The sequence below is a fragment of the Streptomyces sp. PSU-S4-23 genome (assembly GCF_055632315.1).
In genome coordinates, this window is the sequence record NZ_JBVMUU010000002.1 from 7,810,651 (window position 1) to 7,835,553 (window position 24,903).

General features: G+C 73.6%; 24 protein-coding genes and 1 pseudogene. 16 read left to right on the forward strand and 9 right to left on the reverse strand.

The window, feature by feature from the left end:
* Positions 1 to 204 precede the first annotated feature (204 nt).
* Positions 205 to 1,656 carry an MFS transporter gene (locus ACZ79I_RS35325; RefSeq protein WP_471503138.1) on the forward strand — a complete coding sequence of 484 codons (1,452 nt, stop codon included), beginning with the start codon at positions 205 to 207 and terminating at the stop codon, positions 1,654 to 1,656.
* A gap of 528 nt (positions 1,657 to 2,184) precedes the next feature.
* On the opposite strand, the gene ACZ79I_RS35330 is transcribed toward ACZ79I_RS35325, so the two are convergent.
* The 3 genes from ACZ79I_RS35330 to ACZ79I_RS35340 all read right to left on the reverse strand — a co-directional run bounded on the left by ACZ79I_RS35330 (position 2,185) and on the right by ACZ79I_RS35340 (position 3,884).
* Positions 2,185 to 2,937 carry an MBL fold metallo-hydrolase gene (locus ACZ79I_RS35330; protein WP_471503140.1) on the reverse strand — a complete coding sequence of 251 codons (753 nt, stop codon included), beginning with the start codon at positions 2,935 to 2,937 and terminating at the stop codon, positions 2,185 to 2,187.
* 85 nt (positions 2,938 to 3,022) lie between these two features.
* Complete coding sequence (locus tag ACZ79I_RS35335) at positions 3,023 to 3,178, reverse strand: hypothetical protein (RefSeq protein WP_471503142.1); 156 nt, start codon at positions 3,176 to 3,178, stop codon at positions 3,023 to 3,025.
* A gap of 91 nt (positions 3,179 to 3,269) precedes the next feature.
* Positions 3,270 to 3,884 carry a DNA polymerase ligase N-terminal domain-containing protein gene (locus ACZ79I_RS35340; protein WP_471503144.1) on the reverse strand — a complete coding sequence of 205 codons (615 nt, stop codon included), beginning with the start codon at positions 3,882 to 3,884 and terminating at the stop codon, positions 3,270 to 3,272.
* A 101-nt stretch (positions 3,885 to 3,985) separates the two neighbouring features.
* Here ACZ79I_RS35340 and ACZ79I_RS35345 point away from each other — a divergent pair, with 101 nt between their 5' ends.
* Entirely contained in the window at positions 3,986 to 4,441 is a 456-nt protein-coding gene (locus ACZ79I_RS35345; RefSeq protein ID WP_471503146.1) for an RpiB/LacA/LacB family sugar-phosphate isomerase, read from the forward strand.
* A gap of 6 nt (positions 4,442 to 4,447) precedes the next feature.
* Here ACZ79I_RS35345 and ACZ79I_RS35350 read toward each other — a convergent pair whose 3' ends face one another.
* A complete protein-coding gene (locus ACZ79I_RS35350; RefSeq protein ID WP_471503148.1) occupies positions 4,448 to 5,239 on the reverse strand; it encodes a CDP-alcohol phosphatidyltransferase family protein in 792 nt (263 codons plus the stop codon).
* 108 nt (positions 5,240 to 5,347) lie between these two features.
* Here ACZ79I_RS35350 and ACZ79I_RS35355 point away from each other — a divergent pair, with 108 nt between their 5' ends.
* The 5 genes and pseudogenes from ACZ79I_RS35355 to ACZ79I_RS35375 form a co-directional block, all read left to right on the forward strand.
* On the forward strand, positions 5,348 to 6,328 hold the full coding sequence (locus ACZ79I_RS35355; protein WP_471503150.1) for a zinc-dependent alcohol dehydrogenase: 981 nt from the start codon (positions 5,348 to 5,350) through the stop codon (positions 6,326 to 6,328).
* A 166-nt stretch (positions 6,329 to 6,494) separates the two neighbouring features.
* Positions 6,495 to 6,893 (forward strand): 6-pyruvoyl trahydropterin synthase family protein, encoded by a 399-nt coding sequence (locus ACZ79I_RS35360; RefSeq protein ID WP_381078887.1) that lies wholly within the window; start codon positions 6,495 to 6,497, stop codon positions 6,891 to 6,893.
* Between the two features lie 107 nt (positions 6,894 to 7,000).
* Positions 7,001 to 8,152, forward strand: coding sequence for a glycosyltransferase family 4 protein (locus tag ACZ79I_RS35365; RefSeq protein WP_471505410.1), 1,152 nt, complete (start codon positions 7,001 to 7,003; stop codon positions 8,150 to 8,152).
* Positions 8,149 to 9,123 carry an SAM-dependent methyltransferase gene (locus tag ACZ79I_RS35370; protein ID WP_471503152.1) on the forward strand — a complete coding sequence of 325 codons (975 nt, stop codon included), beginning with the start codon at positions 8,149 to 8,151 and terminating at the stop codon, positions 9,121 to 9,123. The genes ACZ79I_RS35365 and ACZ79I_RS35370 overlap by 4 nt, the downstream gene beginning before the upstream one ends.
* Positions 9,124 to 9,191: 68 nt before the next feature.
* Positions 9,192 to 10,178, forward strand: a pseudogene (locus ACZ79I_RS35375) (lysylphosphatidylglycerol synthase transmembrane domain-containing protein); the annotation flags it as partial.
* 344 nt (positions 10,179 to 10,522) lie between these two features.
* Here the strand turns inward: ACZ79I_RS35375 and ACZ79I_RS35380 are convergent.
* Positions 10,523 to 11,296 (reverse strand): creatininase family protein, encoded by a 774-nt coding sequence (locus ACZ79I_RS35380; protein WP_471505413.1) that lies wholly within the window; start codon positions 11,294 to 11,296, stop codon positions 10,523 to 10,525.
* Between the two features lie 147 nt (positions 11,297 to 11,443).
* Between ACZ79I_RS35380 and ribA the strand changes: the two genes are divergently transcribed.
* Entirely contained in the window at positions 11,444 to 12,133 is a 690-nt protein-coding gene (gene ribA, locus ACZ79I_RS35385; protein WP_471503154.1) for a GTP cyclohydrolase II, read from the forward strand.
* 172 nt (positions 12,134 to 12,305) lie between these two features.
* Entirely contained in the window at positions 12,306 to 13,361 is a 1,056-nt protein-coding gene (locus tag ACZ79I_RS35390) for a saccharopine dehydrogenase (protein WP_471503156.1), read from the forward strand.
* A gap of 25 nt (positions 13,362 to 13,386) precedes the next feature.
* On the opposite strand, the gene ACZ79I_RS35395 is transcribed toward ACZ79I_RS35390, so the two are convergent.
* Positions 13,387 to 14,613 carry a serine hydrolase domain-containing protein gene (locus tag ACZ79I_RS35395; RefSeq protein WP_471503158.1) on the reverse strand — a complete coding sequence of 409 codons (1,227 nt, stop codon included), beginning with the start codon at positions 14,611 to 14,613 and terminating at the stop codon, positions 13,387 to 13,389.
* A 146-nt stretch (positions 14,614 to 14,759) separates the two neighbouring features.
* Between ACZ79I_RS35395 and ACZ79I_RS35400 the strand changes: the two genes are divergently transcribed.
* A complete protein-coding gene (locus ACZ79I_RS35400) occupies positions 14,760 to 15,209 on the forward strand; it encodes a PPOX class F420-dependent oxidoreductase (RefSeq protein ID WP_471503160.1) in 450 nt (149 codons plus the stop codon).
* A 19-nt stretch (positions 15,210 to 15,228) separates the two neighbouring features.
* On the opposite strand, the gene ACZ79I_RS35405 is transcribed toward ACZ79I_RS35400, so the two are convergent.
* On the reverse strand, positions 15,229 to 16,236 hold the full coding sequence (locus ACZ79I_RS35405; protein WP_471503162.1) for a saccharopine dehydrogenase family protein: 1,008 nt from the start codon (positions 16,234 to 16,236) through the stop codon (positions 15,229 to 15,231).
* 185 nt (positions 16,237 to 16,421) lie between these two features.
* On the opposite strand from ACZ79I_RS35405, the gene ACZ79I_RS35410 reads away from it, so the two are divergent.
* Entirely contained in the window at positions 16,422 to 17,381 is a 960-nt protein-coding gene (locus ACZ79I_RS35410) for a helix-turn-helix domain-containing protein (RefSeq protein WP_471503164.1), read from the forward strand.
* Between the two features lie 200 nt (positions 17,382 to 17,581).
* The gene (mgtA, locus tag ACZ79I_RS35415; protein WP_471503166.1) at positions 17,582 to 20,326 is read left to right on the forward strand and encodes a magnesium-translocating P-type ATPase; all 2,745 of its coding nucleotides are present in this window, start codon (positions 17,582 to 17,584) and stop codon (positions 20,324 to 20,326) included.
* Between the two features lie 92 nt (positions 20,327 to 20,418).
* Here the strand turns inward: mgtA and ACZ79I_RS35420 are convergent, their stop codons facing one another.
* Positions 20,419 to 21,321, reverse strand: coding sequence for an NAD(P)-dependent oxidoreductase (locus ACZ79I_RS35420; protein ID WP_471505415.1), 903 nt, complete (start codon positions 21,319 to 21,321; stop codon positions 20,419 to 20,421).
* A 121-nt stretch (positions 21,322 to 21,442) separates the two neighbouring features.
* On the opposite strand from ACZ79I_RS35420, the gene ACZ79I_RS35425 reads away from it, so the two are divergent.
* The 4 genes from ACZ79I_RS35425 (at position 21,443) to ACZ79I_RS35440 (ending at position 23,917) form a co-directional block, all read left to right on the forward strand.
* The gene (locus tag ACZ79I_RS35425; protein WP_471503168.1) at positions 21,443 to 22,051 is read left to right on the forward strand and encodes a TetR/AcrR family transcriptional regulator; all 609 of its coding nucleotides are present in this window, start codon (positions 21,443 to 21,445) and stop codon (positions 22,049 to 22,051) included.
* A 227-nt stretch (positions 22,052 to 22,278) separates the two neighbouring features.
* Positions 22,279 to 23,013: a class I SAM-dependent methyltransferase gene (locus ACZ79I_RS35430; RefSeq protein ID WP_471503170.1), complete on the forward strand. Its 735-nt coding sequence runs from the start codon at positions 22,279 to 22,281 to the stop codon at positions 23,011 to 23,013.
* Positions 23,014 to 23,064: 51 nt separating this feature from the next.
* Positions 23,065 to 23,550: a TetR/AcrR family transcriptional regulator gene (locus tag ACZ79I_RS35435; RefSeq protein ID WP_471503172.1), complete on the forward strand. Its 486-nt coding sequence runs from the start codon at positions 23,065 to 23,067 to the stop codon at positions 23,548 to 23,550.
* A 1-nt stretch (position 23,551) separates the two neighbouring features.
* A complete protein-coding gene (locus ACZ79I_RS35440; RefSeq protein WP_471503173.1) occupies positions 23,552 to 23,917 on the forward strand; it encodes a hypothetical protein in 366 nt (121 codons plus the stop codon).
* A gap of 112 nt (positions 23,918 to 24,029) precedes the next feature.
* Here ACZ79I_RS35440 and ACZ79I_RS35445 read toward each other — a convergent pair whose 3' ends face one another.
* Positions 24,030 to 24,857, reverse strand: coding sequence for a hypothetical protein (locus ACZ79I_RS35445; RefSeq protein ID WP_471503175.1), 828 nt, complete (start codon positions 24,855 to 24,857; stop codon positions 24,030 to 24,032).
* Positions 24,858 to 24,903 lie beyond the last annotated feature (46 nt).

Consider the following 24,903-nt stretch of genomic DNA (forward strand, 5'->3'; position numbering starts at 1 on the left):
CGGCCGCGCGCGCCGTCGGCGACCCCCTACCCCTCGACCTGGCACCGGGCCCGTGCCGATCGCACCGCCCGTTCAGTCACACATCCATCCGCTCCGCGACCGCTCCCCGCGGCCGTCGCCGTGCTCCGCGCTGCCCGGCGGCGCGACCGAGTCCATGCGACCGCGGCCGGTGATCCCGGCCGCCCCTGTTCGGAAAGGCTCTTGATGCCCCGCACGTCCACCCGCCTCACCTTCGCGGTCCTCGCGACCGGTGCGGGCGTGTTCTCCATGCTGCAGTCGCTGATCGCACCGGCCCTGCCGACCGTTCAACACGCCCTGCACGCCTCGCAGTCCACCGCGACCTGGGTGATGACGGCGTATCTGCTGTCCGCCTCGGTCTTCACGCCGATCCTCGGCCGGGTCGGCGACATGGCCGGCAGGAAACGCACGCTGGTCGCCGTACTGCTGACCGTCACGCTCGGCTGTCTGCTGGCCGCGCTCGCGCCCGACATCGGCGTGCTGATCGTCGCCCGGGTGATCCAGGGCGCCGGCGGCGCGCTGTTCCCGCTGTCCTTCGGCATCATCCGGGACGAGTTCGCCCCGGCCGAGGTGAGCGGCAGCATCAGCAACCTGTCAGCGGTGATCGCCGCCGGCGGCGGCGTCGGCATGGTGGCGGCCGGTCCCATCGTGTCCGCGCTCGACTACCGCTGGCTGTTCTGGATCCCCGTCGCCGTCGTCGCCCTCACCACCCTGATCGCCCTCCGTTTCGTACCCGAGTCGTCCCACCGGGCCGAGGGCCGCATCAACTGGCGCGGCGCCGTGCTGCTGTCGGCATGGCTGGTGGCCCTGCTGCTGCCGCTCAGCCAGGCGAGCCGATGGGGCTGGGGGTCGGCCCGCGTCATCGGCCTCTTCGCCGCCGCGGCGGTGCTCTTCGCACTGTGGCTACTGGGCGAGGCGCGCTCCCGCACCCCGCTGATCGACCTGCGCGTCATGCGGTTGCCCGCCGTGTGGACCACCAACGCCGCCGCACTGCTGTTCGGCGCGGGCATGTATGCCATCTGGACCTTCCTGCCCGGCTTCGTGCAGACGCCCCCCTCCGCCGGATACGGCTTCGGCGCGTCCGTCACCGAGTCCGGACTGCTCATGCTGCCGATGCTGGTCGCCATGTTCGTCTCGGGCATGCTGAGCGGCCGTCTGGAGCCCGTGGTGGGAGCCAAGGCCCTGCTCACCGCCGGTGCCGCGCTGGGCGCGTTCGGCTGCGGCTTCCTCACCCTCTGGCACGACCGGCAGTGGCAGGTGGCCCTTGTCGCGGGGGTGTTCGGCTTCGGTATCGGGCTGGCCTTCGCCTCGATGGCCAACCTGATCGTCGGCAGCGTCCCCGCGGAGCAGACCGGCGCCGCGACGGGCATGAACGCCAACATCCGGACGATCGGCGGCTCCATAGGCGCCGCGGTCACCGGAGTGCTGGTCACCGGACGGCTGCAGCCCTCGGGTCTGCCGTACGACGCCGGCTACACCCACGGTTTCGGACTGCTGGCCCTGCTCTGCCTTGCCGCGGCGCTCGCCGCGCTGCTCGTCCCGGTCCGTCGGGCGGGCCGGCCGACCGGTACGCCGCGTGCGCCGGAGGGGCCGGTCCATGCGGAGCCGGAGGCAGCCGCGCAGGGTGCGCGTGGCTGACGGGCGGGCCGGAGCCTGCGGCGGGTGAAGCGGTGCCGGGTCCATGGGCCCGGCACCGGACCGTTGGACCGTGCGCCCGGCTTCGGGCCGCGTGCCCGGCCTCGGGCCTTGCGCCTGGCTTCGGGTCTTGCGCCCGGCTTCGGGCCGCGTGCCCGGCTTCGGGTGCGCCGATCTGGCCTCGGGTCTCGCGGTGGGGGCCTTGAGGTCGCGTGTCTGGCTTCGGGTCCGCGCGTCTGGCTTCGGGTCTTGCGCCCGGCTTCGGGCCGCGTGCCCGGCCTCGGGCCTCGCGTCTGGCTTCGGGTCCTGCGCCCGGCTTCGGGCCGCGTGCCCGGCTTCGGGTGCGCCGATCTGGCCTCGGGTCTCGCGGTGGGGGCCTTGAGGTCGCGTGTCTGGCCTCGGTCCGCCGGCCTGGCTGGCCTCGGGTGCGCCCGTCTGGCCTGGGGGCCCGGGGCGAGTGTTGGGGCCACGTGTCCGTGGGCCGCCGAAGACCTCCTCGGGGCCGGGTGGCGGTCGTGGCCGGGGGTCGTGCTAGGAGCCGGCCAGTTCGCGTGCGTGTTCGACCGCCGTGGCGACGGCCGTGCCGATCAGCGGGCCGTGGCCGGGCAGGAGGACGTCGGCGTCGAGCCCTTCCAGGGCGGTCAGCGAATCGAGCGCCCGGGCCCGGTCCCGGTGGAACATCCGGGGCAGCAGCTGGGGGCCGCGGCGGCGCGCCGTCGGATGGCCGCTGACCAGCGCGTCGCCCGTGATCAGGATCCCGGCGTCGGCCAGATGGTAGGCGCAGTGCCCGTCGGTGTGACCGGGAGTGAGCACCGGAAGCGGACGCCCCGGAACATCGAGCCGGCCCTCCCCGGGGAACGCCTGCGGCTCGATGACGGGGATGTGCGCCGTTCCCCCCGCCCGCAGCGCGTGGACGGCCCACGGAAGGACACCGGGCCGCCAGCCGTTGGCGAGGACCTGGCCGACCGAGACCTGGTGCAGGAACTCGCGGCGGGCGTGCGCGAGCTCCGCCTCGTGCATCAGAACCGGCGTCCCGTGCGTGCGGCGCAGGTACTCCGCGGCGCCGATGTGGTCGTTGTGCGCGTGCGTGATCAGCACGGCCGCCACGGCGCCGGGGGCGACACCGACGGCGGCCAGCGACGCGAGGAGACGCTCCCGGTCCCGGGGATACCCGGTGTCGACGAGGGTGGCGGTGCCGCCGTCCTTGACGATCACCCAGTTGGTGCTGCTTCCCGCGACGAGGTACACGTCGGAGCCGACCTCGACGATGCTGTCGTTGGGCATGGATCACCGGATCTCGTTCAGGGCCCCGAAGGGGGCCGGCCTCAGGCGCTCTGCGGCGCCGGGCGGGGCCGGCGCTCACACCCGGTCACCGCCGGGGACGCTCGCGCACGACCTCGTCCGCCCGCTCGTCGTCGTCCGCCCGCTCGTCGTCGCGCGGCCGGTTGCGCAGCCGGGGAAACCGAGGATGGCGCAGCATGCCGTCCCGGGTCCACTCCGTGAACGCGATCCGCGTGACCGGCACCGGATCCGCCAGTGCGGCTCCGCACGGCTACGCACTGCTCCGCACGGCTACGCACTGCTCCGCACGGCCTCTCACGACTGATCGAGACCGCTCACCGCCCGTGGTCGTCCGCAGCGACCTGCGCGAGCGTGCGCCCGCTGCGCACCGAGCGGGCCCGGTGCGGGTCCGGGGTTCCGTGTCCCCCGCTTCCGGCCCTGCCCGTCCGTACCAGCAGCCAGGCCGCCCGCCCGCCGTCCCCCCGCCCGCCGCGGAACCGGGTGAGGGCGTACTCGCCGTGCAGCTTCGCCCCGTCGAGCCGGAACGTGGCGTGCCCGTGCTCCAGGGACTGCGCGAAGGGCACGGGCCGCCCGCGGCGGTCATGGCTCAGCGGCAGATAGGTGCCGCGGTCCCAGACGATGACGGTGCCGCCCCCGTACTCGCCCGCCGGGATGACGCCCTCGAAGTCCTCGTACTCCAGCGGATGGTCCTCGGTGGGAACGGCAAGGCGCTTGTCACCGGGATCGGTGGAGGGCCCCTTGGGGACGGACCACGACTTCAGCACATCGCCGACCTGGAGCCGGAAGTCGAAGTGCAGGGTGCTCGCATCGTGGATCTGCACGACGAAACGGGGCTGCCCGCCGGCCGGCGCCGTGTCGCCCCGGGGTTCGCCGGTCCTGCCGAAGTCACGTCTGCCGCGGTACTCCCGCAGCCCGTCGCTGCCGCCCACGTCCGGCTCCTTCCCGCCGCCCGGCCCCCCGCCGAGGTCCCCCCGAGTACCCCGTCGCGCGCCAGGACCACCCGCGGGGGCCGAGGAGTAGCCTGCGGCGCATGCGGATCTCCGTCTCCTCGGACATGGACGAACCCGTGGCCCGCGCCGTCGCCGACGAACTGCGCCGCCGCGGTCACGAGGTGCTCGCGCACGGAGCGCTGAGTCCCGGGGACGACGCGCGGTGGGCGGTGTGCTCGGAGGCAGCGGCCCGCGACGTCGCCGACGGCAGGTCGGACCAGGCGGTCGTGTGCTGCTGGACCGGCACGGGCGCCTCGATCGCCGCGAACAAGGTGCCCGGGATACGGGCGGCCCTGTGCACGGACGCGTACACGGCGGACGGCGCGCGCCGCTGGAACGACGCGAACGTGCTGGCGCTCAGCCTGCGGCTGACGTCCGAGCCGCTGCTCAAGGAGATCCTCGACGCCTGGTTCGCCGCCGAGACGAGCACGGACGCCGGCGACCGGGAGAACGTGGCCCGCGTCGGACGTCTCGACCTCGGCAGGACCGCTCCCTGACAGAGGTCAGGGCCCCGCCACCAGTTCGGCGACCGGCTGCACCACCTCGTCGAGGGGAACGGCGGCATCCACCGGGTCCTGCCCCTCGTCGCGCACGCTCCACAGCCACAGCACATCCCGGCCGAACGACCAGGTCAGGGAGGTCAGCGCGACCGCGACGAGCCCCGCCGTCGCCGCGTACGGCAGGTATCCCGAGCCGGCCACCAGCAGGGTGATGCCCTGCAGCGCCGCCACCGTCTTGCGCGCCATGCTCGGCGGCAGTTCCCCGTTCAGCCACGGCAGCACCCGCGCGGCCGCCACGAACACGTACCGCATCCCCCCGATCAGCAGGACCCACGGGCCCAGCGACATCGACACGTACACGCTCAGCACCAGGATCAGGAACGCGTCGACCTCCATGTCGAAGCGTGCGCCCAGCGCGCTCGCGGTGCCCGTGCGCCGGGCGACCTTGCCGTCCACGCCGTCCAGGACCAGCGCCACCGCCGTCAGACCGACGAACAGCGTCACCGGGGGCGAGCTTTCGAACGAGTCCGCGACCAGCGCCGTGACGCCGCCCACCAGGATCGCCCGCCCCAGCGTCACCCGGTTGGCCGGGCCGAAGGTGCGCAGCCTGGAGCGGAGCACGGCACGGGTCAGCACGGCCCAGGTGGCGAGCGCGAACGCCAGGCCCGTCAGCCAGCCGGCCGGGCCCAGCCCGACCGCCGTGCCCAACAAGACCAGCAGCAGCACCTGCACGCCCGCTCCCACGGTCGTCTCCTGCTGCAACAGCCTCGCGTCATATGTGTGGTTCAGGGCCACCGCTCACCCTCCGGCCAAGTGACAGATTCGATCTTCGCGCGTACCTTGTGCGCGACTTCTCGTAGCTGCGGTACGTGAAGAGTCGGCGGATCGTTCAGGAGGACGCACATGGACCTCACAGCTCGCGCGTTCTGGCTCGGCTCGCCCGGGCACGGAGAACTGCGGGACGTCGGGCTTCCCGAGCCCGGCGACGGCGAGGTGCTCGTGCGCGCGCTGTATTCGGGGGTCAGCCGCGGCACGGAGACCCTCGTCTTCCGCGGCGGCGTGCCGGAGAGTCAGCATGCCGCCATGCGTGCCCCGTTCCAGGAGGGCGACTTCCCGGCGCCCGTGAAGTACGGCTATCTGAGCGTCGGACGGGTGGAGCACGGGCCCGACGAACTGGTGGGACGGACCGTGTTCTGTCTGTATCCGCACCAGAGCCGGTACGTCGTGCCGGCCGGCGCCGTCACCGTCGTGCCCGACACCGTGCCCGCCGGCCGTGCCATCCTGGCCGGCACCGTCGAGACCGCCGTCAACGCGCTGTGGGACGCGGGCCCCCTCGTCGGGGACCGGATCGCCGTCGTCGGCGGCGGCATGATCGGATGCTCCGTGGCCGCGCTCCTCGCCCGGTTCCCCGGCGTCCGTGTGCAGCTCGTCGACGCCGATGCCGCGCGCGCCGCGACCGCCCGCGCCCTCGGCGTGGACTTCGCCCTGCCCGAGGACGCCCTCGGCGAGTGCGACCTCGTCGTCCACGCCAGCGCCACCGAACAGGGGCTCGTACGCTGCCTGGACCTGCTCGCTCCGGAAGGCACCGTCGTCGAACTCAGCTGGTACGGCGACCGCAGTGTCACCCTCCCGCTCGGCGAGGCGTTCCACTCGCGCCGTCTCACGCTGCGCAGCAGCCAGGTCGGCACCGTCTCGCCGCACGCCCGGGCCGGACGCGGCTACGCGGACCGGCTCGCCCTCGCCCTCGACCTGCTCTCGGACCCCGTGTTCGACGCGCTCATCACCGGCGAGTCCGCCTTCGAAGACCTCCCCGACGTGCTGCCGCGACTCGCCGGCGGCGCGTACAAGGGGTTGTGCCACCGAGTTCTGTACGACGCCGACTGAGCCCCGCCGCGCCCGAGTTGCCCGGCCTTCGGGGGAACTCCCGTGGACATCCCGGAGAACCTCGCAACAAGGCGAACGGGCAGCTGAACAACGCGCAGGGGTCAGCCGTACTACACGGCATGCCCCGGCAGGGGGATCAGACGCACCGCACCTGGAGGGTCGTCCGTTGTTCAGCATCACCGTCCGCGATCACCTGATGATCGCCCACAGCTTCCGCGGCGAGGTCTTCGGACCCGCGCAGCGCCTGCACGGTGCGACGTTCCTCGTGGACGCCACCTTCCGCCGCGCCGAGCTGGACGACGACAACATCGTCGTCGACATCGGACTGGCCACGCAGGAGCTCGGCGCCGTGGTGGGCGAGCTCAACTACCGCAACCTCGACAGCGAGCCGGACTTCGCGCACACCAACACCTCGACGGAGTTCCTGGCCAAGGTGATCGCCGACCGCCTCGCCGAGCGGATCCACAAGGGCGCGCTGGGCGAGAGCGCCCGAGGGATATCCGGTCTCACCGTCACCCTGCACGAATCGCACATCGCCTGGGCGAGTTACGAGCGTGCCCTGTGACCGACACGACCATCGGCCACGCGGCCCCGAGCGCCGACGGTCACACGACCGCACGTCACACCACGGCACGTCACACCACCGAACGGCGCACCACCGAACGGGCGCCCCTGAACTTCGTACCCGTACAGCACTCGGCCCTCAGGAACGCCGGCATCATCCCCATGTCCCTGCGCACCGTCCACTTCGTCATGCCGGGCGGAGTCGACGACCCGGCCGCCCCCAGCGGCGGCAACGCCTACGACCGCCGCATCTGCCTCGACCTGCCCGGATTCGGCTGGCAGGTCCACAAGCACACGGTCGAGGGCGCCTGGCCCCGGCCCGGCGCGGCGGCACGCGGGGAACTGGCCCGCACCCTGCGGGAACTGCCCGACGGCACCATCGTCCTGCTCGACGGCCTGGTCGCCTGCGGCGTCCCCGAGATCGTGGTGCCCGAGGCCGAACGCCTGTGCCTCGCCGTCCTCGTGCACCTGCCGCTCGGCGACGAGACCGGCCTGGACCCGCGGACCGCGGCCGAACTCGACGCCAGGGAACGCGCCACCCTGCGGGCCGTGTCCGCCGTCGTGGCCACCAGCGACTGGGCCGTGCGCCGGCTCGTCTCCCACCACGGGCTCGCCCCCGACCGCGTCCATGTCGCCGCTCCCGGCGCCGATATCGCGCCGCTCGCCCCCGGCACCGACGGCGTGTCACGGCTGCTGTGCGTCGCGGCGGTCACCCCGCGCAAGGGACAGCACCGGCTGATCGAGGCCCTCGCCACCGTCACCGACCTGCCGTGGAGCTGCGTCTGCGTCGGCGGGCTCGGCCACGACCCGGAGTACGTCGCCCGCCTGCGCGCCCTCATCGACGAGCACGGCCTCGGCGACCGGTTGCGGCTGGCCGGACCCCAGTCCGGCGCGGCCCTGGACGCCAGCTACGCCGCCGCCGACCTCATGGTCCTCACCTCGTACGCCGAGACATACGGCATGGCCGTCACCGAAGCCCTCGCCCGCGGCATCCCGGTCCTCGCCACCGACGTCGGCGGCCTGCCGGAGGCGGTCGGGCGCGCACCCGACGGCGGGGTGCCCGGCATCCTCGTACCGCCGGAGGACCCCGCCGCGCTGGCGGCGGAGCTGCGCGGCTGGTTCGGCGAGGCGGACGTGCGGCGCCGCCTCAAGGCCGCCGCCCGCGGCCGCCGGGCCGCGCTGGACGGCTGGGCGACCACGGCGCGCAGCCTGGCGGGCGTCCTGAGCCGGATGGGCCACGATCCCCGGAGGGCGGCATGAACACGAGTACGACACCGACGGGCTCCACGGCGGGTACGGAGCCGGAGGGCCCCGAGTCCCGTACGGCACCCCCGGACACCATCTCCGCGCCGGTGGTCCTGTCCGCGATCCCCGCGCCCGCCGACGGCGACCCCGCCGAGGTCCCCCGGTACGCCCCGCAGTGGCTGCGGTTGCGTGAGCCCGCCGACGCGGCCGCGCGGGCCCACGACCTGCTCGACCCGCTGCGGATCCGGCTCGCGAACCAGCCCGGGCGCGCCACCGGCCTGGTCGTGCACGACCTGGGCTGCGGCACCGGTTCGATGGGCCGCTGGCTCGCCCCGCTCCTCGACGGTGACCAGCACTGGATCCTGCACGACCGGGACCCCTATCTGCTGCACTTCGCCACGGTGGGGGCACCCCGGGCGGCCGCCGACGGCAGCCCGGTGAGCGTCACCACACAGCGCGGCGACATCGGCCGGCTCACGCCCGACGCCCTCACCGGCGCCTCGCTGGTCACCGCCTCCGCGCTCCTCGACGTCCTCACACCGGAGGAGATCGACACGCTCGCCGCGGCCTGCGTGGGCGCGGGCTGCCCGGCGCTGCTGACGCTCTCCGTCGTCGGCCGCGTGGACCTCACGCCCGCGCACCCCCTGGACCAGGAGATCGCCGAGGCGTTCAACGCCCACCAGCGCCGCGGGGACCTCCTCGGCCCCGACGCGGTGAGCGCGGCCTGCGACGCGTTCGGCCGGCTCGGAGCGACGGTACGGGTCCATCCGAGCCCGTGGCGGCTCGGCGCCCGGCAGTCCGCCCTGATCGAGGAGTGGCTGCGGGGCTGGGTCGGCGCGGCCGTGGAACAGCGGCCCGACCTGGCGGCCGGTGCCGACGCCTATCTGGAGGACCGTCTGGCCGCCTGCGCGGCCGGCGGACTCGCCGTGGTGGTCCACCACAGCGACGTCCTGGTCCTGCCGCGGTCGGCGGGGGGCGCGTCATGAGCGTACGGACCGCGCCGGTGCGGGCGGGGCGGGGGACGCCCACGGCCGGCCCGGCCGTGAGGGACGGCATGACCGTGCCGGCCCCACGGAGCGACGGCGCCCGTGCGGACCGGGGCCGTCGCCGTGCCCTCCTGCGCGGTGTGCGCAGCCACTTCGGCACCGCCGCCGGGGTCCTCATCCTGGGTGTGCTCCTGTGGCGGCTCGGCACGGGGGTCTTCCTCGACGGGCTGCGGCGGATCGACGGCCCGGCCCTGCTCGCCGGGCTCGGAATCGGCGTGCTGACCACCGTGTTCAGCGCCTGGCGCTGGTGCCGCGTGGCCGATGCCCTCGGCATCCGGCTGCCGCTGGGTGCCGCCGTCGCCGACTACTACCGCGCGCTGTTCCTCAACGCGGCGCTCCCCGGCGGTGTGCTCGGCGACGTGCACCGCGCCGTGCGGCACGGGCAGAGCGCCGGCGACGTGGGACGCGGTGTGCGCGCGGTGGTGCTGGAGCGGACCGCCGGCCAGGTGGCCCTCGTGGCCGTCGGTGTGCCGGTCCTGCTCGCCCTTCCGTCGCCGGTGCTGGGCCAGGCCCGCCATCTCGCGGGTCTGCTGCCGCTCGCCGCGCTCGGTGCGTTCGCGGTCGTGGCGGCGGTGCGGATGGGCCGGACCCCGCGTCCGTCGGGCCGGCGCCGCGCCCTCGGCGCCGCGCTCGCCGAGGCGCGCAGCGCCCTGCTGGCCCGCGGCAGTTGGCCGGCGGTGGTGTCCTCGTCCGTGGCCGTGCTCGCCGGTCATCTGCTGATGTTCCTGGTCGCGGCGAGGGCGGCCGGATCGCAGGCGTCCCCGGTCACGCTCCTTCCCCTGGCCCTGCTCGCGCTCATCGCCATGGGGCTCCCGCTGAACGTCGGCGGCTGGGGTCCCCGGGAGGGCGTCACCGCCTGGGCGTTCGGCGCGGCCGGCCTCGGCGCGGAGACCGGGCTGAGCGTCGCCGTCGTCTACGGCGTCCTCAGCTTCGTCGCAAGTCTGCCCGGGATCCTCGTGCTTCTGGCCCGGTGGGGCGCGGGGCTGCGGCGGCCGGGGACCGGGACGGAGGGAGAGGGCGCGGGTATCGACCCTCACGCCCCCTCGGGGGACACTGACCGGGCCGCGGCGGCCACGGACGAAGCCGCGGCCGACGGCGAGCACGCGATCGGCGGGGAGCGCACCGCGATCGACGGGCACACCGCGATCGACGGGCACACCGCGATCGACGGGCACGAGGCCGCGGCCGGCGGGGACGAGGCCGCCGCGCCTGCGTCTTCGGGGCCGGGCGCGCCGGGACCGGAGCGCCCGCCCCGCGCGCTCCGTGCCCCCGTGCCGTACGCCGCCTACCTCCGCTCACCCCCCGTGCCGCGCGCCCCGTTCCTGAGGCGCCGTCAGCGTCACGACCGGCGCAGGCCCTCGGGACCCGCGACGCCGGGCGCGCGCCCGACCGCCTCGTCCTCGTCCGAGGCGACCAGGGAGAAACACGCCTCGAAGGAGTCGGCGAGCGCGGCCAGCAACTGCTTGCCCTTCTCCGCGGAAGCGAGCGAAGGACGCCCGATGACACCGGACTCCGTGTAGGCCGCCATACCGAGGGTGAGCAGATGCCTGCGGTCGTCGGCGAGGAAATCCGTGGTCTCGTAACCGGGCCTGACCAATTCCGGATGACAGTGCAGAAGAATGGAGGTCTCGATTTCCCCGGCATGCATGTCACTGAGCAGCGTGGTGCGCACACCGGCCCGCTCCCGGGCCGCCTCCCAGTCCTCGGGGGCCGGGAAAAGCGCCATCCGCACACCGCCGCCCGCCGATTCCTGGACGACATTGCCGAGGACGTAATTCCCGCCGTGGCCGTTGACCACCACCAGGGCCTCGATGCCCGAGCGGCGGAGCGATTCGGCGATGTCCCGTACCACCGCATGGAGAGTGACGGAGGAGATGCTCACCGTTCCCGGCCACGCCGCGTGCTCGTGCGAGCAGGAGATCGTCACCGGAGGAAGGAGATGAACGGGATACGCGGCGGCGACCTCGCGGGCGATCGCGCAGGCGACCAGCGTGTCGGTCGCCAGCGGAAGGCACGGACCGTGCTGTTCGAAGCTGCCCACGGGGAGGACGGCGACCTGACGGTGGGGACCGGCCCCCCGGGCCCGCACGTCCTGCGAGGTGTCGGACGGCAGCACGCCGGCGGTGTGCGCGGGCGGCAGTCCGGTGGCAACCACGTCACCCCTCGGCGGCGTCCCAGCAGTATCCGCAGTTCCCGAACCGCTCATGTTTTCACGGCCTTTCGTCTCGTACCGCCTGCGCTTACCAGATAGGAACAGATCATGACAGACATTGACGGCGTGCTCGGCGGGAATGCCCACTCCTCGGGAGTCACCCGAGTCGTGAATGGCCCCTCCTCCGGGGTCACCCGAGTCGTGAATGCCCCCTTGCCCACCAAGTACGGTGATTTCCAGGCCATCGGCTACCTCGACCACGACCGCGGTGACGAACAAGTCGCCCTCGTCCACGGCGACATCGAGGAAGAGGGGATGCTCACCCGTCTCCATTCGGAGTGCCTGACCGGTGACGCCTTCGGGTCCACGCACTGCGAGTGCGGGCCCCAACTCTCCACCGCGCTGCGGGAGATCGTGGCCGCGGGGCGCGGCATCCTCATCTACCTCCGCGGGCACGAGGGCCGCGGCATCGGCCTGCTCGGCAAGCTGCGCGCGATGAAGCTCCAGGCGGAGGGCCTGGACACCGTCGAGGCGAACCTGGCCCTCGGACTGCCCGTGGACGCGCGCGACTACGGGGTCGCGGCGGAGATCCTGCACGACCTCGGCGTACGGTCCGTGCGCCTGCTCTCGAACAACCCGCGCAAGCTGGAGGCGCTCCTGCGCCACGGCATCAAGATCGACGAGCAGGTGCCGCTGCTGATACCGCCGTGCGAGAACAACATCACCTATCTGCGCACCAAGCGGGAGCGGCTCGACCACTACCTGCCGCACCTGGACGCCGTGGTGCGCTCCTCGTGACCGCGGTGGTGCCCCGGCCCTGAACGGGACGCGCGGCGGCCGGGCGACGCCGGAACGGCGCCGCCCGGCCGCCGCGCCACGGCGGCGCCACCGGCGTACCCTTCGTCGACGTCAGCCCCCTGAGCGCCGGCGGTCCAGCCGCCGGCGCCCCGCGCCCGGAGGACAGCCGCGCATGACCGAGCTCCACCTGTGGCTCCGCCACGAGTCCCGTACGACCGAACGCCGCACGCCGATCGTGCCGTCCGACGCCCGGCGGCTCATCGAGAGCGGAGTGACCCTGACGGTCGAGGACTCGCCGCAGCGGGTCTTCCCGGCCGACGCGTACGAGGCGGTGGGCTGCCGGGTCACCGGGCCCGGCTCCTGGGTGACCGCGCCACCGGACGCGGTGATCGTCGGCCTCAAGGAACTGCCCGGGGCCCCCGCGACGCTGACGCACCGCCATGTCTTCTTCGGCCACGCCTACAAGGGGCAGCCCGGCGCCGCCACGCTGCTGCGCCGGTTCGCGGCGGGCGGCGGGACGCTGCTCGACCTGGAGTACCTGGTGGACGACGACGGGCGCCGGCTCGCCGCGTTCGGCTACTGGGCCGGATACCTGGGTGCCGCCCTCGCCGTGCTCCACCACCGCGGCCGGCTGGCCGCGCCGCTGCGGCCGACGTCGAAGGAGGAACTGGACGAGCGGCTGCGCGCCGTGGCCGGCGAGATGCGGGCGCTCGTGATCGGTGCGCTGGGCCGCAGCGGACGCGGTGCGCGCGTCGCGCTGGGCGTGGCCGGGGCCGAGCCCACGTGCTGGGATCTGGCCGAGACCCGGGATCTGGACCGGAGCGCACTGCTGGACCACGAGCTGATGGTCAACACCGTGCTCACCACCCACCCGGTCCCGCCGTTCCTGACGGAGAAGGACCTCGACACCCCCGGCCGCAGGCTGCGCACCGTGTGCGATGTGACGGCGGACGTGGGCTCTCCCCTGAACCTCCTGCCCGTCTACGACACGGCGACCGACTGGGAGCACCCGGTCCGCCGGCTGCGCGAGAGTCCCGTCCTCGACCTGATCGCCATCGACAACCTGCCCTCCCTGCTGCCGCTGGAGGCGAGCCGGGACTTCTCGGCGTCGCTGACGCCGCTGCTGCCGGACCTCGAGGTGAGCGGCGCCTGGGGACGCTGCCGGGAACGCTTCGACGCGGCCGTCCGGGAACTCGGGGCGGGGGAAGGGGATCCGGGCCGTACCTGAGCCCGCCACGGGTGCGCCGCCGCCGTCAGCCCGACACGGCCTCGTGCACCAGCCGCTTCAGTTCCGGGTAGACCGCATGGGAGCCGGACGGGCGCAACTGGGTCAGGAACTGGACCGTCAGGTCGTGGTGCGGGTCCACCCAGAACGTGGTGGTGGCCACGCCGCTCCACCCGTAGGCGCCCAGCACGGCGGGGGACTGGGTGATGCCGGGATCCGTGACGACGGAGACGCCCAGACCGAAGCCGAGGCCCGCCTTGCCCGGCCCGCGGTGGACCCGGCTGCCGCAGGAGCGCACGTCGGCGCCGCCCGGAAGGTGGTTCGAGGCCATCGTGGCGACGGTGCCCGCGGCCAGCAGACGGGTGCCGTCCAGTTCGCCGCCCCGGCGCAGGAACTCCATGAAGCGGTGGTAGTCGTACGCCGTCGCCACCATGCCTCCGCTGCCGGAGAGCAGCCGGGGCCGGCCGTGCAGGGGCAGGCCGGGGACGGGGGCTATGCCGCCGTCCCCCGTCTCGCCGTACAGCTCCGCGAGCCGGGGCGCCTGCTCCGGGGTCACCTGCAGGCCCGCGTCCGTCATGCCCAGCGGGGAGAACACCCGCTGGGCGAGGAACGCGTCGAGGTCCTGGCCGGACACCACCTCGACGACCCGGCCCAGCACATTGGTCGCCACCGAGTAGTTCCACTGTGTGCCCGGCTCGAACTGCAGCGGCAGCCGCGCGTACGCCTCGCAGGTCTGCGCCAGGTCCGTGCCGGGCACCACGGACGACTCGATGCCCGCCTCCCGGTACAGGGCGTCGACGGGATGCGCGTGGTAGAAGCCGAAGGTGAGACCGGCCGTGTGCGTGAGCAGATGGCGGACCAGGATCGGCTGCCGGGCCGGCCGGGTCCGGGTGGCCGGGCCGGAGCCGTCGACGTAGACCCGCGGGTCGGCGAAGGCCGGAAGCACGTCGGCGACGGGCGTGTCGAGCCCGAAGCGGCCCTCCTCCATCAGGATCAGCGCCGCGACCGAGGTGACCGGCTTGGTCATCGAGTACATCCGCCACAGCGTGTCCGTCTCGACCGGGAGCCGGTTCGCGATGTCGCGGTGTCCGTACGTGGTGAGGTGGGCCGTGCGGCCGTGCCGGGAGACAGCCACCAGGTAGCCGGGCAGCCGGCCGTCGTCGACCTGGTGCGCGAAGTGCTGGTCCATGCGGGCCAGCGCCTTGGGGTCGAGGCCGACCTCGTCCGGCTCCACCTCTTGCCGCAGGTGTCCCATCGTTCTCCTCCGGTGTCTCCCGGTGCCGTCCCGGGGGCTTGCGGGTCCAACATGTCATGGTCTCCGCAAAACGGGGGGTGATCCCCCGGCCGTGTCGGCCGTCCTGCCGGGGAATGTGCCGGTCGGGCCGGTGAGTTGACCGGGGTATGACTCAGGACGCCACGCAGAACGCGCTGCTCGCACTGCTTTCCGACGGTCACGGCGGAGTGCTGGTCACCCTCAGACGCGACGGCCGGCCCCAGCTGTCGAACGTCAGCCACGCCTACGACCCGGACGAGCGGATCATCCGGGTCTCGGTCACGGACGACCGCGCCAAGACCCGCAATCTGCGCCGGGACCCGCGGGCCTCCTACCACGTGACCAGCCCCGACCGGCGGGCGTACACGGTGGCCGAGGGCACGGCAGACCTCTCTCCCGTCGCCCGGGACCCGTACGACGACACGGTCGAGGAGCTCATCCGGCTCTACCGCCGGATCCTGGGCGAGCACCCCGACTGGGAGGACTACCGGGCCGCCATGGTCCGCGACCGGCGGCTGGTGCTGCGGCTGCGCGTGGAGCGGGCCTACGGCATTCCCAGGGACGCGGGCGGCGGCTGACGCGCGGACGGGCCCGCCCCTAAGAGCGCAGGTCGACGGACAGGTACGGGGACAGCGCGCGGAGGAAGCCGGGCGCGTCGAAGATCTCGCCGGCGGAGGCGGCACCGACCGTCCTGGTCCGTCCCGTGAGGATGCGGTGCACCGCCTCCACCGCGAGCGGGGCGGTGACGGCGTAGATGTCCCGGCCCCGCGCCACGGCGCGCCGTTCCGTGCCGCCGGAGCGCACGACGACATCGACGAGGAAGGTCTGCGCGGACCGCCCGCGCTCGTCCACCGCGGCCGGCGCCGGCGTGTCCGGGGCCGACACGTCCCTGGCCGCCTCGACCGTCATGTAGGTGCGCACCTCGGGGATCGACAGATGGCGGGGAACGGTGACGACGTCGGCCATCGTGAACTCCCCGATGACGGCCCGGGGGCCCATCGGCCCGGGAAAGGGCCACTCCAGGGTCGGCGGGGCGTCGTCGTGGTACTCCAGCCGCCCGTTGGTGTAGCGGACGCGCCGGCCGCCCCGCCGCTGCCCGGAGACCTTGCCCGCGGCGCGCGTCCCGGCAGTGGGGTGCCAGCTGTCCAGCCCGTACGCGATGTGCGCCTCGTCGGCGGCCGTCCGCTCGCCCATCGCCGCGGTGGCCAGCAGGTCGCCGAGGCCGCCGTAGAAGGCCATCGCGGGTACGACCACCGCCCCGGCGGCGCGGGCGCGGTCCCCGAAGTGTGCGAACGTGTCGGCGATGGCCTCGATCTCCGCCGCCACGTCCACATACGGGATGCCGGCGCGCAGCGCCGCCTCGATCACGGGGGCCGCCGTCGTGGCGAAGGGACCGGCACAGTTGATCACGGCCGCCGCGCCCGCCAGCGCGCGGTCGAGGGAGGCCGGGTCGTCGACCGACGCCGGGCGCGCGTCGAGTCCGGGGGCGGACGCCGCCAGCGCCCGCAGCCTGCCGGCGTCGCGGCCGGACAGGACGGGGACGAAGCCGCGCTCCCGCAGGTGCGCCACCACGAAGCGCCCGGTGTGTCCGTACGCGCCGAACACCGCCACCCTGAAGCCCGCTGCCGCTGCCGCTGCCGCTGCCGCTGTCGCTGTCGATGCCGATGCCGATGCCGATGCCGATCCCATGGGATGTCCCCCGTGCTCGATCCGATCCGTCGCGCCCATCCTGACGACGGCGGATGTCCCACACGAGTGTCCGGAACGACATGACGCATACAATTCCGGACATGAGCACTGTCGCGCTGGCCGTCACCGAGGGGATGCTGCACTTCGAGCTCTCCGTGGCATGCGAGGTCTTCGGCGCCGAACCGACCGGGTCGGCCGACCCCTGGTACGACCTCGTGGTCTGCGGGCCGGGCGCCGTGCGGTTCGGCCGGTTCCGGCTGGAGCCCGACCACGGGCTCGACCGGCTCGCGCAGGCCGACACCGTGATCGTCCCCGGCTGGGCCGACATCGACGAGGCCCCACCCGCCTGCCTGGTCGACGCGGTGCGCGCGGCCCACGAGGGGGGCGCGCGCGTGGCCTCCCTGTGCACGGGCGCGTTCGTGCTGGCCGCCGCCGGCCTGCTGGACGACCGGCGTGCGACCACCCACTGGGCGCACACCGGGGCCCTGGCCGCCCGCCACCCCCGGGTGGAGGTGGACCCGGACGTGCTCTACGTGGACAACGGCAGTGTGCTCACCTCCGCAGGCAAGGCCGCCGCGATGGACCTGTGCCTGCACCTCGTCCGCCTCGACCACGGCTCGGCGGTCGCCAACGCGGTCGCCCGCCGCCTGGTGGTGCCGCCGCACCGGGCCGGCGGCCAGGCCCAGTTCGTCACCACCCCGGTGCCCGCCCCGGCCCACCACCCGCTCGCCGCACTGCTCCCCTGGGTGATCGAGCGGCTGGACCATCCGCTGACCGTGGAGGACCTGGCCCGCCAGGCGAGGATGAGCTCGCGCAACCTGGGCCGGCACTTCAGGTCGGTGACCGGCACCACCCCGTTGCAGTGGCTGCTGACCCAGCGGATCCGCCACGCCCAGGAGCTGCTGGAGACCACCGACGACAGCGTCGACGCCATCGCGGCGGCCACCGGCATGGGCACCGCCACGACGCTGCGCCGGCACTTCAACCGCACGGTCGGCGTGCCCCCGGACACCTACCGCCGCACGTTCCGCTTGCGGTCCCGCCCGGCCCCGGCCGGCTGATACGCGGAACGGGGGCCGGACAGCCGGGCTCAGGGGGCCCGGACGGCCCAACGGGCGGCGCCCGGCCGCACGGAACACTGGAAAGGTCAGGCGAGGAGCGGGGGGTCCTTGCACCGGACGGTCTCGGGGAGCGCCATCGCCATGCAGCACACCACACACAGCGGCCCGGCCGCCGGCGGGCGGCGGATCGGTGATCTGCCATGGTGACGACGACGGCGCCGGTCCGGCCGGCTGCCGGGGCCCGGATCGGCGTGGTGGCGGCGCAGCCCGTCGAGGACGTCCTGCGCGGCCTGGAGGCCACGGCATCGGGGCTGACGACGGAGGAGGCCGGGCGCCGGCTCGGGCGCTGGGGGCCCAACGCGGTCCGCTCGCACCGGGCACGGGGCTGGCTGGTGCTCTGGCACCAGCTGCGTTCTCCGCTGCTGGCCCTGCTGCTGGCCGCGGCGGTCGTCTCGTACTTCGTCGGCGAGCGCAACGACGCACTGATCATCGGCGCGATCGTCGCTCTCTCCGTGGGGCTGGGCTTCGCCAACGAGTACCGGGCGGAGAAGACCGCCGCGTCGCTGCACGCCCGCATCAGCCACCAGGCGCTCGTGCTGCGCGACGGCCGCCCGCAGGAGGTGGCGGTGACGAGCCTGGTCCCGGGTGACGTGGTCGAGCTGCGGCTCGGCGACGTGGTCCCGGCGGACATGCGGCTGATGTCGGTCAACGGGCTGGAGTGCAGCGAGTCCGTGCTGACCGGCGAATCCCTGCCGGTCCCCAAGGACACGGCGCCCGTCGCGGCAGGCACACCGCTGGCGGAGCTGACGGGGTGCGCGCTGATGGGGACGGTGGTCCACTCCGGCAGCGGCCGCGGGACGGTGGTCGCGACCGGCGCGCGGACGGAGTTCGGCGCGATCGCCGCGGGACTCGGCGGGCACCAGCTGGAGACGGAGTTCCAGGTGGGGCTGCGGCGCTTCTCCATGCTGCTGGTGTACGTCGCCGGCGTGCTGACCACGGCGATCTTCATCATGAACGTGGCCCTCCACAAACCGCTCATCGACGCGCTGCTGTTCTCCCTCGCGATCGCGGTCGGCATCACCCCGCAACTGCTCCCGGCGGTGGTGTCCACCAGTCTCGCGGCCGGCTCGCGGCGGCTGAGCCGCCGCAAGGTGCTGGTCAAGCGGCTGGTGTGCATCGAGGATCTGGGAGACGTGGATGTGCTGTTCACCGACAAGACCGGCACGCTGACCCTGGGGCGGATCGACTTCATGCGCTCCGTGCCGTCCGGCGCCGCCACGCCCGAGGAGGTGCTGCGGTGGGGCCTGCTGTGCACGGAGAACGAGGTCGATCAGGGGCTGGCGGTCGGGGGCAACCCGCTGGACGCCGCGCTGTGGAACTCGCCCGCGGCGGCCTCGCAGCACGCGGCCCTGGCCGGCTGGGCCAGGGCGGGGGTGCTGCCGTTCGACCACGAGCGGCGGATGGTCTCGGTGACGGTCACCGATCCCTCGGGCGCCGTGGTCATGGTGACCAAGGGTGCTCCCGAGGCCGTGCTGGAGCGCTGCACCCAGGTGCCCGAGGACATCGGCCGGGCCCTGGAGGCGGAGTTCGCCGCGGGCAACCGGGTGGTGGCGGTGGCCACCCGCCCCGCGAGGACCACGGCACCTCCCACCGCCGCGGACGAGTACGGACTGCGCCTCGCGGGCCTGCTGGTCTTCCTGGACCCGCCCAAGCCGGACGCCGCCCAGGCCCTGCAGCGGCTGGGCGTCCTCGGGATCACCGTGAAGATCGTCACCGGGGACAACCCGGCGGTGGCCACCAAGGTCTGTCACGACCTTGGCCTCGGCGACGTCACCGCGCTCACCGGAAGCGATCTCGACGCCCTGGACGACGAACGGCTCACCGCCGCGATCGCCCGCACCACCGTCTTCGCCCGGGTCAGTCCGGAGCAGAAGGCCCGCATCGTCCGCCTCCAGCGGCAGACCGGCGGCGACGTCGCCTTCATGGGTGACGGCGTCAACGACGCCCTCGCCCTGCACGCCGCCGACGTGGGGATCTCGGTGGACTCGGCCACCGACGTGGCCAAGGACGCCGCCGACGTCATCCTGCTGGAGAAGGACCTCGGCGTCCTCGCGGACGGGGTCGCCGAGGGGCGGCGCATCTTCGCCAACACCATCAAGTACGTGCTCATGGGCACGTCCAGCAATTTCGGCAACATGTTCAGCGCCGCCGGAGCCTCCCTGTTCCTGAGCTTCCTGCCGATGCTGCCCTCGCAGATCCTGCTCAACAACCTGCTGTACGACACCAGCCAACTGGCCATCCCCACCGACGAGGTGGACGAGGAGCAGGTGCGGCGCCCGGCGCACTGGGACATCGCCTTCCTGCGCCGCTTCATGATCTGCTTCGGGCCCATCAGCTCGCTGTTCGACTTCGCCACGTTCGCGGTCATGCTGTGGGTCTTCCACTCGGGCGCGGCGCAGTTCCGCACCGGCTGGTTCGTGGAATCGCTCGCCACCCAGACCCTGGTCGTCTTCGCGATCCGCACACGGCGCAGCCCCTTCTGGCGCAGCCGGCCGAGCCTGCCGCTCGCCGTGACCGCCCTCACGGTCGTCGTCCTGGGCGCGGTGCTGCCGGCCACCCCGTTCGCCGACCGCCTGGGCTTCCGGCTCCTTCCGTCCGGCTTCTTCGCCGCGCTGGTCGGCATGGTCGTCTGTTACCTCCTCCTGGTGGAGGTGGGCAAGCGGCTGTTCTACCGGGCCGCCCGCCCTCCGGTTGCCCCGCGCGCCGCCGTCGGCCGCCGGCTCCTGCGCCGCCGCGCCGCCCGCTTCAGCTCCCCGCACCGGCTCCCCGGCGCGCGGAGGCTGCGACGAGGCTCCGGAGGCCCCCGGCGGGTCCCGGGTCCTCCCCACCGGGAGGCGGCCCCGGCGCGGTCGGCGGGGGGCCCGCGGCGGCCGGCCGACCACTGAGGCGGCGACCGGTGCGGGCGACCTCGGCCCGGGCGGCCTCGGTTCGCCGGCCCGCGTTCGTCGGCCTGGGCCGGGCGGCGCGGGGGCGTGCCTCACCTCCCTGAAACCGCTTGGCGTGGACGGCCGGCCGCGGTGCGGGCCTCGATCGCTCTCAGGACGGCCACCATGTCCTCGCCGCCGTGCCCCAGGGACACGGTCTCCTCGAAGAGGGCGTGGCAGGCGTCGAGGAGCGGGGAGGCGAGGCCCGTCGCGCGGGCGGCCTCGGCGATCAGCCGGTTGTTCTTCAGGACGTCGTGCGCCGCCGCCTGCACCTCGAAGTCCCGCGCGCGCAGCTTCGGCGCCTTCATGCGGGAGACCCCGCTGGCCATGGGGCCCGCGTCCAGGACGTCCAGGAAGAGCCCCCGGTCCAGACCGTGCCGTTCCGCGAAGTGGTACGCCTCCGAGAGGCCGGTCACCAGCGTGATCAGGAACAGGTTGACCGACAGCTTCATCAGCAGGGCGTTCGGCGCGGGACCGCAGACGAACGTCTCGCGGCACATCGGGGCGAGCAGCGGCCGCACCAGGTCCACCGCCGTCGCGTCCCCGGCCAGCATCGCCACCAACTCCCCGTTCTCCGCCGGGAGACGGGATCCGGAGACGGGCGCCTCGACGTACCGCCCGCCCGCCGCACGGACGTCGGCCTCCAGGGCGCGCGAGTAACCGGGCGAGGTGGTGCCCATGTGGACGACGACGCGCCCGGCGACGCGTGCGGCGAAGCCGGGTGTGCCGCGGCCCAGGACGGAGTCGATCGCGAGGTCGTCCGCCAGCATGAGCAGCACGACCTCCGCCCGCGCGAACACCTCGGCGGGGTCCGCCGCCACGCCCGCGCCGGCCGCGCGCAGCGGCTCCGCACGGGAGGCCGTGCGGTTCCAGACCACCAGTGGGGTGCCGGACCGGGCAAGCCGGAGGGCCATGGGCCGGCCCATGACGCCGAGACCGATGAAGCCGGCCTTCACCATGGACATGGATCGCCCTCCGTTCACGGCATCGACTATGACGACCGTCATAGTAGCGGCCGCTATGACACCGGTCATAGGCTGGACGGGCAACTCGGCACGGTGAGCGGGGAGGTCGGCGATGGCGGTGTCCGAGCGCGGACCGCGCGAGCGGATGGTCTTCAGCGCGGCCCAGCTGATCCGGCGCGACGGCGTCACCGCGACCGGGATGCGCGACGTCGCCGCGCACGCGCACGCGCCGCGTGGCTCTCTCCAGCACTACTTCCCCGGAGGCAAGGAGCAGCTCGTCAACGAGGCGGTGGACTGGGCCGGCCGGTACGCGGCGAAGCGGGTCGCCCGCTTCGTGGCGGGGCTGGCGGAGCGGACACCGAGTGGGCTGTTCGCCGCGATGGTGGGTCAGTGGACGCAGGAGTATGCGTCGGGCGGCTTCGCCGGGGGCTGTCCGGTCGCCGCGGCGGCGGTGGACTGCGCGCGGGCCACCGACTCCACGCGCTCGGCGGCCGCGGCGGCGTTCGCGTGCTGGACACGCCCGGTGGCCGAGGCGCTGACGGGCATGGGGGTTCCGGCGGCCCGGGCCGAGTCGCTCGCCACGCTCATGATCAGCGCGCTGGAGGGCGCCCTCCTGATCGCCCGCACCGAACGGGACGTACGCGCCCTGACGACGGTGGCACGCGAACTGGCGCCGCTGCTCGACGGGAGCGTGGCACCGGCGGGGGAGGGGCGGCTGTAGGCGCCGTCCGGCGGATCACCGGAAAACCCGGGCCGCGGTCGGCGGAGAAAGCCCCCAGCGCGGCCCTCGGCGGGGTTGCGGACAGCGCCTGGACCCGACGGCCGACTGTGCCTCCCGGCCCTCCTCAACGCCCCTCACACGGCCCGTCAGGGCATCCCGGTATACGGCCTGACCTGGGCATTCGTGCCGCACGGCCATAGGATCGCCGGACAGGGAAGGGGGACCGGATGGACCGTCACATCCGCACCGTGGACGACGTGCTCGAACTCCTCGACGGCTTCTTCGCGCGGGACGCCGACCGCTGGACTCCAGAGGGGGCCTCCTGGTGGGACGCCTTCTACGCCGACCGCTCCAGGCCGGTGCCGTTCTTCGCGGCGAAGCCGGACGAGAATCTGGTCTCCTGGCTGGAACGGGGGCTGATCACCCCGGGGCGCGCCCTCGACCTCGGGTGCGGCCCGGGGCGCAACGCACTGCACCTCGCCTCGTCGGGCTTCGAGGTGGACGCCGTCGACCTCTCTCCGGCGGCCCTCGACTGGGCCGGGGAGCGTGCCCGGCGCGAAGGGGCCGAGATCAGGTTCCTCCTGGGCGACGCGTTCGCCCTCGCCGGTACGGACCTGCGCGCCCCGTACGACCTGGTCTACGATTCCGGCTGCTTCCACCATCTGCCGCCGCACCGCCGCATCAGCTACCTCGCCCTCCTCGACCGGGTCCTCGCGCCCGGCGGTCATCTCGCCCTCACCTGTTTCGCGGCCGGCGCCATGGGCTGCGAACTCGATGACGCCGACCTCTACCGCCACTCCCGCCTTCACGGCGGCCTCGCCTACACCCCGGAGTCCCTGCGCCGGATCTTCTCCGGCCTGGCGGAGGTGGAATTGCGCCGCATGCGCGAGGAGCCGTCCCACTCCCCGTGCTTCGGCGAACCCTTCCTGTGGACGGCCCTCTTCCGTCGCGGGTCCCCGTAGAAGAACGACCGTTCTTGACCGATCGTTCTTCAATCGCCTACTGTCACCGGCATGGGACGACCGCGCGCCTTCGACACCGATCAGGCCGTCATCGCGGCGGCCGCCCTGTTCGCCACCCACGGCTACGAGGGCACCTCGGTCGACGACCTGGTGACCGCCACCGGTGTCCACCGCGGCAGTCTCTACAAGTTCTTCGGCTCCAAACGGAGCCTGCATCTCACCGCCCTGCGCCACCACCTCGACCACGAGATCCATCCGGGCCTCGCCGCCGTCGCCACCCTCACCGACCCCGCCCAGGCACGGGCCGCGGCCATCGCCTCGTACGACAACGGCCCGGCGGCCGGACTCCTCCTGCTCGCCGCCGTCGAACGCGCCCCCCACGACCCGGAGGTCGCCGCGCTCGTCGCCGAAGGCATCACCGCCCTGGAGGACGCCCTGCGCCCCACCCACGGCGACGACGCCCCCCACCTCGCCTCCACCGTCCTGGGCGCCCGCCTGCGTCTGCGCGCCCAGTCCACCGCCCCCAAGGAGCACTGACATGGCCCTGATTTCCGTCGACCGTGAACGCGGCCTGCTGATCGCCGAGATGCAGGGCCTCGACAAGCTGTGGACCCTCAAGAGCCGCCTGGAGATCCCCCTCGCCCACGTGCGCGGCGCCACCCACGACCCCGGCATCGCCCGTGAACCCAAGGGGATGCGGGTCGTCGGCACCTACCTCCCCCGTGTGATCACGGCCGGTCGCTTCCGCCACGACGGCGAACGCATCTTCTGGGACGTGAAGAACCCGGACAAGGCGGTGGTCATCGAACTCGCCGACGGTGAGACGTACGACCGCCTCGTCATCGAGGTCGACGATCCCCGCGCCACCGTCGCCCTCATCGAACGGTCCATCGTGCGCAGCTGAAGGCCGCAGCCGAGCCGGACCCATACTTCGCAGGTCGCTGATTCGGACGGTCTGGCCGTCACCCCACAGGGGAGAGTCCGCAGGGCATCTCCTGCGGGCTCCTGGCAGAGGGTCAGACGGCCAGCGCCACCCCCATCACCGCGAACGCGACACCGGCCAGCAGCACAGAGCCCGCCAGCAGGATGAGCACCGCACCGAACACGAGCCATCCCGTGGTACGGCGACCGACCATGGCGGTATCCGGGTTCGCGGGGTCGTACGTGATCTCGGCCCGCTCGGCACCTCCGTCCGAGCTCTTGCACTCACGCCGTACGCCGTGATGGTCGACGTACGCGTAGTAGTACTGTTTGCCACCCTCGTGCCAGTGGGTCCCCTGTAGCTCTCCCTCGACGGTGATCCCCCGGGTCCGCAGCACCCAGGGCTCCCGGAACACCTGCCACCCGGCTTGCACGCCCCCCACCCCGCCGGCGATCACGAGGGGGGCCACCGTCCAGAGGAGCCCCGGGACCACCTCGGAAAATGCGCCCTTCACCAGCAGCAGGACGAGCACCAGCACATAGCCGCTCCCGAGGCCCCACTTCAGCAGACGGGCCCGGTTCGGTGCCGCCGGCTCCAGCGGTTTCTCGGTCACCAACTTCGCCCCGTCCGGCCGCGGCTCGTCGGCGTCCCGTGGGGGCAGTGCACGGCGGATGGCCTGCGCGAACTCGTGCACGGCGGGGGCACTGCGGCACGTGAGGTGGTACACCACGGGCTCGTCGCCCGTCAGTACGACGGTCAGCTGTCGGTCCTTGGCGCCGTGGACGTCGACTCGTTCTATCGCCGTCACCGGTATCCGGCGCTGCACGCCGTCCGTCTCCAGTAGCACCGCCCCGTCCCGCAGCCGGACGGAGGCACGGCGTCTGCCGTGCAGCACCAGCGAGGACGTCTCCGCCGAGGTCATGCGGGCAGATTACGGGAGGTCGGGACCGGAGGGGACGGTTCGGCCG

Bases quoted from the DNA above. Each gene is read 5' to 3' on its own strand.
- ACZ79I_RS35325 (WP_471503138.1), top strand. From the start codon at position 205: ATGCCCCGCACGTCCACCCGCCTCACCTTCGCGGTCCTCGCGACCGGT.
- ACZ79I_RS35330 (WP_471503140.1), bottom strand. From the start codon at position 2,937: ATGCCCAACGACAGCATCGTCGAGGTCGGCTCCGACGTGTACCTCGTC.
- ACZ79I_RS35345 (WP_471503146.1), top strand. From the start codon at position 3,986: ATGCGGATCTCCGTCTCCTCGGACATGGACGAACCCGTGGCCCGCGCC.
- ACZ79I_RS35355 (WP_471503150.1), top strand. From the start codon at position 5,348: ATGGACCTCACAGCTCGCGCGTTCTGGCTCGGCTCGCCCGGGCACGGA.
- ACZ79I_RS35370 (WP_471503152.1), top strand. From the start codon at position 8,149: ATGAACACGAGTACGACACCGACGGGCTCCACGGCGGGTACGGAGCCG.
- ribA (WP_471503154.1), top strand. From the start codon at position 11,444: ATGACAGACATTGACGGCGTGCTCGGCGGGAATGCCCACTCCTCGGGA.
- ACZ79I_RS35390 (WP_471503156.1), top strand. From the start codon at position 12,306: ATGACCGAGCTCCACCTGTGGCTCCGCCACGAGTCCCGTACGACCGAA.
- ACZ79I_RS35395 (WP_471503158.1), bottom strand. From the start codon at position 14,613: ATGGGACACCTGCGGCAAGAGGTGGAGCCGGACGAGGTCGGCCTCGAC.
- ACZ79I_RS35400 (WP_471503160.1), top strand. From the start codon at position 14,760: ATGACTCAGGACGCCACGCAGAACGCGCTGCTCGCACTGCTTTCCGAC.
- ACZ79I_RS35410 (WP_471503164.1), top strand. From the start codon at position 16,422: ATGAGCACTGTCGCGCTGGCCGTCACCGAGGGGATGCTGCACTTCGAG.
- mgtA (WP_471503166.1), top strand. From the start codon at position 17,582: ATGGTGACGACGACGGCGCCGGTCCGGCCGGCTGCCGGGGCCCGGATC.
- ACZ79I_RS35425 (WP_471503168.1), top strand. From the start codon at position 21,443: ATGGCGGTGTCCGAGCGCGGACCGCGCGAGCGGATGGTCTTCAGCGCG.
- ACZ79I_RS35430 (WP_471503170.1), top strand. From the start codon at position 22,279: ATGGACCGTCACATCCGCACCGTGGACGACGTGCTCGAACTCCTCGAC.
- ACZ79I_RS35435 (WP_471503172.1), top strand. From the start codon at position 23,065: ATGGGACGACCGCGCGCCTTCGACACCGATCAGGCCGTCATCGCGGCG.
- ACZ79I_RS35440 (WP_471503173.1), top strand. From the start codon at position 23,552: ATGGCCCTGATTTCCGTCGACCGTGAACGCGGCCTGCTGATCGCCGAG.
- ACZ79I_RS35445 (WP_471503175.1), bottom strand. From the start codon at position 24,857: ATGACCTCGGCGGAGACGTCCTCGCTGGTGCTGCACGGCAGACGCCGT.